At 38.0% G+C, this 9,226-nt stretch carries 4 protein-coding genes; 3 read left to right on the forward strand and 1 reads right to left on the reverse strand.

Features of this window, described 5'->3' with window-relative positions:
• Positions 1-191: 191 nt before the first annotated feature.
• Positions 192-482, reverse strand: coding sequence for a helix-turn-helix domain-containing protein (locus WFK35_RS17075; protein ID WP_235129627.1), 291 nt, complete (start codon positions 480-482; stop codon positions 192-194).
• Positions 483-666: 184 nt separating this feature from the next.
• Here WFK35_RS17075 and ccoN point away from each other — a divergent pair, with 184 nt between their 5' ends.
• The 3 genes from ccoN (at position 667) to WFK35_RS17090 (ending at position 9,172) form a co-directional block, all read left to right on the forward strand.
• On the forward strand, positions 667-2,946 hold the full coding sequence (gene ccoN, locus WFK35_RS17080; RefSeq protein WP_290264755.1) for a cytochrome-c oxidase, cbb3-type subunit I: 2,280 nt from the start codon (positions 667-669) through the stop codon (positions 2,944-2,946).
• A 16-nt stretch (positions 2,947-2,962) separates the two neighbouring features.
• Positions 2,963-3,850: a c-type cytochrome gene (locus WFK35_RS17085; RefSeq protein WP_235129625.1), complete on the forward strand. Its 888-nt coding sequence runs from the start codon at positions 2,963-2,965 to the stop codon at positions 3,848-3,850.
• Between the two features lie 291 nt (positions 3,851-4,141).
• Positions 4,142-9,172, forward strand: coding sequence for a translocation/assembly module TamB domain-containing protein (locus WFK35_RS17090; RefSeq protein ID WP_336733599.1), 5,031 nt, complete (start codon positions 4,142-4,144; stop codon positions 9,170-9,172).
• Positions 9,173-9,226 lie beyond the last annotated feature (54 nt).

Raw genomic sequence — 9,226 nt, forward strand, 5'->3', positions numbered from 1 at the left:
GTCATCTGGGGTTCGAATCCCTGTGAGTCTACAAAAACCATCCTTTTTCAAGGGTGGTTTTTTGTTTCTGTTTTTAAGAATTCCGGTCTACTTATTTTAATAAATTTTTATTTTCTTCAAGCTTAATTCATTTTAAAAAATAAAAGACCGCCTCAAAAGAAGCAGCCTTTTCGATTTTATATCTAACAATACTATAAATATTCTTTAGGAACTTCAATTCCGTTTTTCTTCATATACTCTACCAGATCATTATATTTATCTTCATAGCCATTACCGCACTTATCTGAAATACTGCATATGTCAGAAGGCTTAATTTCTAAAATATCCGAAATTCTGGTAAGAATATCGAGATTGATCTTTACTTTGGAATTTTCAATATCGGAATATGCTTTCTGAGAAATCCCCATCTCAAAAGCCATATATTCCTGAGTAAAATCCTTACTCCGTCTTATTTTTCTGATATTTTGTCCACATATTTTCATGTCTTCCGGTTTTAGTAGTTTTCGGTATATTTTAGAAGTATATCTATTAGACTTACACAAAGTTAGTAAATACCTTTGTCAAAACATTATTACACTACATGATATTTAATATTACCTTAAAATTTGTTTGTGAAATTAAGCTTCAATAGAAAAATATCAACTTCAGTACAACACAATAGGAATTATGGAGACGCAAAAATTTAATTATGACAATAATATTGTCAGAGCATTCCTCTATGCTACAATCGCATTCGGTTTGGTGGGTTTTTTACTCGGGCTTACTGCTGCGCTGATGCTTTTTTATCCTGAACTTCCGGAATTTTTATTCGGAACCGATGATACAACGATTAAAAGTTTAGCATCCGGTAATATTCAGGGGCTTATTAATACTCAGGGAGCTTTAGGTTTCGGGAGAATCAGAATGCTTCATACGAGTGCTGTGATTTTCGCATTTGTCTGTAATTCCTTTTTCTGCGGTGCGTATTACAGTATGCAGAGACTTCTTAAAACAAGAATGTACAGTGATACATTGTCATGGATTCACTTCTGGACATGGCAGATCATGATTGTTTCTGTGGTAATTACGTTCTTAATGGGAATTAACACCTCAAAAGAATATGCAGAACACGAATGGCCGATTGATATTTTAATTACCATTTCATGGGTTATTTTCGGGATCAATATGTTCGGAACCATTGCCAAAAGAAGAGTGAGACATCTTTATGTAGCCATCTGGTTTTACATGGGAACGTGGCTTGCCGTAGCAATGCTTCATATCTTCAATAATCTTGAAGTTCCGTTATCTTTTACCACATGGAAATCTTATTCTATCTATGCAGGAGCTAAAGATGCATTGGTTCAGTGGTGGTACGGTCATAACGCGGTAGCGTTCGTACTGACAACTCCGGTTCTTGGTTTAATGTATTATTTCTTACCAAAAGCGGCAGACAGACCTGTATTTTCATACAAATTATCAATCATTCACTTCTGGTCTCTGATCTTCGTTTACCTTTGGGCAGGACCACACCATTTACAATACACGGCGCTTCCGGCTTGGGCACAGGCAGTGGGAACAGGTTTCTCCATCATGCTGATCGCTCCGTCTTGGGGAGGCATGCTGAACGGATTGCTGACTCTGAGAGGAGCGTGGGATAAAGTAAGAGAAAATCCTATCTTAAAATTCTTTGTTGTTGCGGTAACATGCTACGGTATGGCAACCTTTGAAGGTCCGCTTTTAGCAACAAAATCTTTAAATAAAATTGGCCACTATACAGACTGGGTAATCGGTCACGTACACATCGGAGCATTAGGATGGAATGGTTTCATGGCTTTCGGTATCGTTTATTATCTGATTCCTGTAATGTGGAGAACACAGCTTTGGTCCAGAAAATTAGCCAACTGGCATTTCTGGCTGGGAACTTTAGGAATTATCTTCTACGCGGTTCCGATGTATATTTCAGGATTTACTCAGGGATTAATGTGGAAACAGTTCAATCCGGACGGAACTTTAGTTTGGAAAAACTGGCTGGATACCGTAACTGCAATTATTCCTTACTATAAAATGAGATTCTTAGGAGGTCTGTTCTATATTTCAGGAGCTGTTTTAATGGTGGTGAATGTTATTAAAACCATTAAAGCAGGATCTTTCCAGAAAAACGTTCCGGCAGAAGCTCCGGCACTGGCAAATATCGGATCTGCAAGAAAAGAAGGCGAAGGAATCCACTTATGGATCGAAAGAACTCCGAGAGTTATGGCAATATTGGCTTTCATTACAGTAGCCATCGGAGGTTTGGTAGAAATTATCCCGACATTAACCTTAAAACAGAGTGTTCCTACCATTACCGCAGTAAAACCTTACTCACCATTGGAACTTGAAGGAAGAGATCTATACATCCGTGAAGGCTGTAACGCATGCCACTCTCAGATGATCCGTCCTTTCCGTGATGAAATTGTAAGATTTGAAGGCAAAAACGGACAGTATTCCAAAGCAGGAGAATTTGTTTACGACAGACCATTCCTTTGGGGATCGAAAAGAACAGGACCTGATCTGCAGAGAGAAGGCGGAAGAAACCCGGATTCATGGCATTTCAAACATATGTATAATCCAAGAATTACCTCAGCGGGTTCTATCATGCCGCGTTTCCCATGGCTGATCAGCAATACACTGGACAGAACAAAGACGGTAGACAAGATGAAATTAATGAAAAATTACTTTGACGTTCCTTATTCAAAAGCTGAGATAGATTCCGCAAATCAGTGGGCAGACAATCAGGCAGGTGCTATCGTAAAAAGAATTTATTCTGAAGCGAAAGACGTGAAAGATCAGGTGGAAAAAGACCGTGCGGCAAAAGGAGCTTCATTCGTTCCACTGGAAAAAAGAGAAATCGTAGCCATGATTGCTTATCTGCAAAGATTGGGAACCGATATTAAAACTACTCAGATTAAAACTGCAAGTGCAGAATAATTTAAATTAAATTGACATGAAAACAAGAACCCCGATTTCAATCTACATTCTCGTAACAGTAGGTTTAACGATTATGGCGTTCGAAATGTTCGCGCACGATTCAGGATATTTTTCTTCACCTTTTTTCTGGGGATTAATGCTTATTGCCATTATTCTTCTCCTGATTATGAACTCCATCGGAGATTTAATTGAGGGTGAAAATTTCAAGAAATTATCTGACGAAGAAAAAGCAGCCTATATTAAAGATAAAAATACGCCTTACTTTCAGAAACTCTGGAATTCGGCATTCAAAAAACAGTCTGCAACAGAGGAAAAAGATATTCTTATCGATCATGGATTCGATGGAATTACCGAACTGGACAATTCTCTTCCAAAATGGTGGATCGGTTTATTTTACTTCGGATGTATTTTCTGCGCCATATATCTTACCGCTTTTGCCTTCACAGATTATGCACATCCGGATGCAGAACTGAATGCAGAAACCAAAACAATGCTGGCTTCCATTGCAGAATTTGAAAAAACAGCTCCGCAGGTAACACTGGAAAATGCAAAATACAGTGCAGATAACATCGCGGAAGGTCAGGAATTATTTAAAACAAACTGCGTAACCTGCCACGGAGAAAACGGAAAAGGCGGAATTGGACCTAACCTTACAGACACACACTGGATTAATGTAAAACAGAAAAGCCTGTTTAAAAACGTAATCTGGATGCTGGAAAACGGTTCTCCAAACAATCCTACGATGAGACCTTTAATTAAAGAAGGAACCATTACCGGAAGAGACGCAGAAAAAATTGCAGCCTATATTTACCATATCAATCAGGAAACCCCTCCTATTACTCCGGCTCAGGGCGGTGCTGCACCACAGGGTGAGCTGGTGAAATGGGAAAACGGAAACGAATAAAATAATTATCTCAACACTTAAACCATGCCAAGCCCCCTATCCATAAACCTAACATAATATTTTGAATATTCATTTTTGCTAAACCTTTTCAACAGAAAAATGATTAAAAAGGGGGCTTTTTAGAAAACCAAACCCGAGCCTTGACTGCCATTTTCAACTATTCACTTGACAATTAACTAAACTAAATTCCATAATTGGCAGTCAAGGCAGGGTTTTTGTATTCACAAAAGTGTACCACAACATAGTAACAGTACGATAAGTATTGTTATATTTGTTTAAACCCGATCACTTTTGAAACTGAAAATCAATAAAAGAAAACTCTTTAAGCGTTTTGCAATTACCATTATATCCATACTGGTATTTTTTTCGTTACTAATACTCAGCCTGAGACTTCCTGTTGTTCAGAATTTTATAAAAGACAAACTGGTGGTTTATCTGGAGAAAAAAATCAAAACAAAAGTTAGCCTCGAAAGAGTCTACGTCGGTTTCCCGAACAGTCTTGTGATGGAAAACCTGTACCTTAAAGGTCAGGATATCGACACTCTTTTGGCGGTAAAAAAACTGGATGTAGGTTTAAATATGCTTAAACTCATCAACTCCACCGCAGATATTACCTCTGTAGATCTGGAAGGAGCAAGAGCCAACGTGGTGAGAAAACCCGACGGAAAATTTAACTTTGATTATATTCTGGATGCTTTTGCAACAAGCGATAAGGAAGAAAGTGCCTCCAAACCGTTCATTATTTCTTTAGATAAAATCAATCTGAAAGACATCGGTGTTACCTTCAACGATCAGCAATCCAGAAATGATATTCAGCTTTATTTTAAATCTTTTGATACGAGCGTAAAAACCTTTGATCTTCAGAAGAATTCTTATGCCGTCAACGACATCAATTTAGACGGCTTAAAACTGAAACTGAAGCAGGATCTTGTAGAAGAAGTTTCAAAAAAAGTAGAGAAAAAAGTAGATTCCCTGAATAACAAAAAGCCGATGCAGATTGGCTTACGAGGAATTAAACTCACCAATTTCAACATCGATTACGGAGATGACAATACCAAAACTTTCGCTAAAGTTTTATTTAAAGAACTAAGCACGAAAGTGAACAAACTCGATCTGGAAAACAATGCCTACAATGTGGATAATATTTTCCTTTCCGGAGCCGATATTAACGCCAACTTATATCTTCCTGCAAAAAATGCCAATCCGAAAACGGAGCCGGAAGTTTCAAAACCTTCGGAAAAAGAAAAAGCACTCAGTCTTCTTTTAGGAAAATTTGTTTTAAATGACGTAAAAGTTGCCTACAACAATACAGCGATTGCTCCTACCAAACAGGGAATGGATTTCAATCATCTGAATTTTTCCAAACTCAATCTTGAAGTCAGAAGCTTTAAAATGCAGGACAACACTTTTGCAGGAAACGTAAATTCAGCAGAAATTCAGGAAGCAAGAGGACTGGATATTCAGAAATTCAATACAGATTTTGTGTATAATGATAAACAGGCTTATTTAAAAGATCTTTATTTGCAGACTCCGAAAACTATTCTTCGCGATGAGGTGGTTTTAAATTACAATTCAATCGAACAATTGAGTTCTAATTTAGGAGCCGTACAGATTTCAGCCAACATCAAAGATTCCAGAATCGGGTTTTCGGATATCCTGAATATTGTTCCGACCTTAAGAAATACCACACCTTTCAACAAATATCCCAACGCGGTTTTAAATATTAATGCCAATGTAAAAGGAAGTGTCAATGATTTGTTGATTAACAATCTGAAAATTTCCGGTATCGATCAGCTAAGAGTTGCCGCATCAGGAAGAGTGAAAAATGCAACAAATCCGGATCAATTGTATTACGATCTGAAAATAGCAGAATTATCTTCATCCGCAAAAACCATTTACAATTTAGTTCCCAAAAATACAATTCCGAAAAATATTTCGCTTCCTTCCAATTTCAGCATCAAAGGAATCGCAAAAGGAACTACGAAAGTGGTTACAACAGACCTTAACCTCTACTCTACGCTTGGAAATGCTTCCGTTAAGGCAAATGTGGATATGCGCAGAAAAAACAGGGAACTGTATGATGTAAAAGCCAATCTTCAGGGACTTCAGTTGGGGAAAATCATCCAGAATAAAGAAATCGGGGCTATTTCTGCACAGATTTATGCGAAAGGAGAAAGTTTCGATTTTAAAAATGCCAATGCAGATCTTAAAGGTCATGTTGCTTCGGCAGTTTACAAAGGCTATCGTTATCAGAACATGAATCTTACCGGAAAAATCCGCCGCGGAGTGTATAACGTTGTTTTAAATTCAAAAGATCCGAATGCGAACATGATGTTAACCGCTTCCGGAGTGTACAACGAAAAAAATCCGACGGTAAAAGTAAACGGAGAAGTCATCAAACTAGACCTTAACAAACTGGGATTCTATAAAGATCCGATGATTCTTGCCGGAAAAATAGACGGAGATTTTTCTAATCTTGATCCCGACAATCTGAACGGTTATCTGAATTTAAAAGACTTCGCTTTTTCTGATACCAAAGAAGTATACCCGATTCAGGAAATGAATTTAAAAGCGTCTTCAACTGCGGATTCCACTAATATTATTTTCAATTCCCAGATTGCAGATGTAGAATTAAAAGGAAAATATAAGCTGACGCAGATTTTCGGAGCTTTATCAAATACAATCAACCAATATTATCAGTTTCAAAAGTCCGGAAAAGCACAGAAAATTCAGGCAGGACAGTTTTTCACCTTCAATGCAAAAATTAAAAATGATGATCTGATCAAAAAATTTGTCCCGGATCTTAAAAGTTTTGAAACCATTAATTTAAACGGAAATTATGATGCAGATTCTCAGAAAATTGAGATCGACGGACAGATTCCGCAGGTTCTTTACGGTGAAAATTCTATTGAAGATGCCACCATAAAAGTAACGAACGAAAATAATGCTTTACAATATAATCTTTATGTTGCAGGGTTAAAAAGTTCCAACTTCGCGCTGAATAAAGTCGAAATTACAGGAGATGTTGCCAATAATATCATTAATTATAACATCACCACGAAAGATCAGAAAGAGGTTACCCAGTTTCTGATTGCCGGAAATGCAAAATCGCTGAACGACATCACGGAGATTTCTTTAAATCCGAATGGTTTAAAATTAAATTATTCTGACTGGACGGTTTCTGAAGGAAATAAGATACAGATCGGCAAAAACGGAATCTTGGCAGATAATTTCAGACTTTCCAATGGCGGAAGCGAGATTGCCTTACAATCCGAAAGCCAGACTCCGAACGCTCCGCTGAATGTTTCTCTGAAAGATTTTAAAATTGAAACCATTACTGAATTAATTAAAAAAGATACGGTTTTGGCAAGAGGAACCATCAACGGAACGGCTCAGCTTAAAAATATTACCAAAAACATGACCTTCACTTCGGATCTCAATGTATCTGATCTGATTGTCTACGGAAATCCTGTCGGAAACCTTGCCGTAAAAGTCAATAATAATGCTCCGAATCTTCTGAATGCGGATATTGCACTCTCCGGAAATAATAACGATGTGAAAATTCTGGGAGATTACAATATTTCTTCCAGCACATTTGATATGAATATGGCGATCAATCAGCTTCAGATGAAATCTGTACAGGGATTCTCGATGAATGCGATTACCAATACGGAAGGATATCTTTCCGGAAACCTGAAGATTACAGGAACAGCATCCAAACCGAATATCTTAGGTAAAGTAAAATTCAATGATGTAGGACTAGAAATTGCCAAAACAGGCAGTGATTTCAGAAAACTGAATGACGAAATCAGCTTTACCAACCGCGGAATTGAGTTTGATAATTTCAAAATTAACGATAAAGACGGAAATGCGCTTAGAGTGGACGGACAGGTTCTTACGCAGACATACAGAGATTTTGCCTTTAACCTCGATGTAGATGCACAGAATTTTAAACTGGTAAATTCTGAAAAATCCAACGATGCCATTATGTATGGCGTTCTCTCTATTGATGCAGGATTGCACATCCGCGGAAACTTAAATTTGCCGAAGGTGGACGGAAGACTGGCTGTTGCAGACAACACCGACTTTACTTTTGTGCTTCCGCAGTCTTCTCCTACGCTTCAGGAAAGAGATGGAATCGTAGAATTTATCGATCAGGATCAGGTTGTTTTAAACAAAACCGTGAAGGCAGATTCTTTAAACGCCCAGAGCAAAATTAAAGGAATGGACGTTAATGTGAATATTGAGATCAGCAAAAAAGCAAAAATGTCTTTACTGATTGACAAAGCCAACGGAGATTTTGTAAAACTTCAGGGGGAGGCAGAATTAACAGGCGGAATCGATCCGTCCGGAAAAACTACACTCGTCGGAGTTTATGAAGTGGAATCCGGAAGTTATGAAATGACGGTAAGCATCCTGAAACGTAAATTTGATATCCAGAAAGGAAGTACCATTACTTGGACCGGAGAACCGACAACCGCCAATCTGGATATTACCGCTGTTTATAAAACCGAAGCCGCACCGATTGATCTTGTGGAACAGCAGATCAGCGGAGAACAGGCTTCTACACTCAATCAGTTTAAACAGAGAATTCCTTTCAGCACACTACTGAAGATGAAAGGAGAACTGCTGAAACCGGTAATCACTTTTGATATAACCACCGATAAGAAAAATAATGCGGTTTCTTCTACAGTTACAGATATTGTAGATCAGAAGCTTTCCCAGTTGAGAACTCAGGAATCTGAAATGAACAAACAGGTTTTTGCCCTTCTTCTTCTCAACAGATTTGTGGGAGAAAATCCTTTCGAATCTGGAGCTGGACTTTCGGGAGAAATGCTGGCAAGACAGAGTGTAAGTAAAATTCTGTCCCAGCAGTTAAATAATCTTGCATCGGATCTCATTAAAGGAGTGGATCTGAATTTTGACCTTGAATCTTCTGAAGATTATTCTACCGGATCTAAAAATACAAGAACAGATTTGAATGTCGGAGTCAGCAAAAAACTGCTGAACGACCGTCTGAAAGTTTCTGTAGGAAGTAATTTTGCCCTGGAAGGAGAAGCGCGGCAAAATGAAAACATGACGAATATTGCTGGAGATGTAACGGTAGATTACAGCCTTTCCAGAGACGGAAGATACATGCTTCGCGCATACCGTAAGAATGAATATCAGGTTGCGCTTCAGGGGCAGATCGTGGAAACAGGTGTAGGATTTATCATTACACTGGATTATGACAAATTCCGGGAAATCTTCCAGAAATCTAAAAACAGGAAACAGAAGGAATCCAGAAAAAACCAACAAAACCAAGCGGTAGAATTTAAATAAATGAAAAAAAATTATCATACCTATTTTAAATTTTTAATCACCTGCGGAATGGCT

The sequence above is a fragment of the Chryseobacterium sp. VD8 genome, from assembly GCF_037149975.1.
Classification (GTDB): Bacteria; Bacteroidota; Bacteroidia; order Flavobacteriales; family Weeksellaceae; genus Chryseobacterium; species Chryseobacterium indicum.

What these genes read in the sequence shown, in the direction of transcription:
- ccoN (WP_290264755.1), top strand. Translation starts at nt 667, where the DNA reads ATGGAGACGCAAAAATTTAATTATGACAATAATATTGTCAGAGCATTC.
- WFK35_RS17075 (WP_235129627.1), bottom strand. Translation starts at nt 482, where the DNA reads ATGAAAATATGTGGACAAAATATCAGAAAAATAAGACGGAGTAAGGAT.
- WFK35_RS17085 (WP_235129625.1), top strand. Translation starts at nt 2,963, where the DNA reads ATGAAAACAAGAACCCCGATTTCAATCTACATTCTCGTAACAGTAGGT.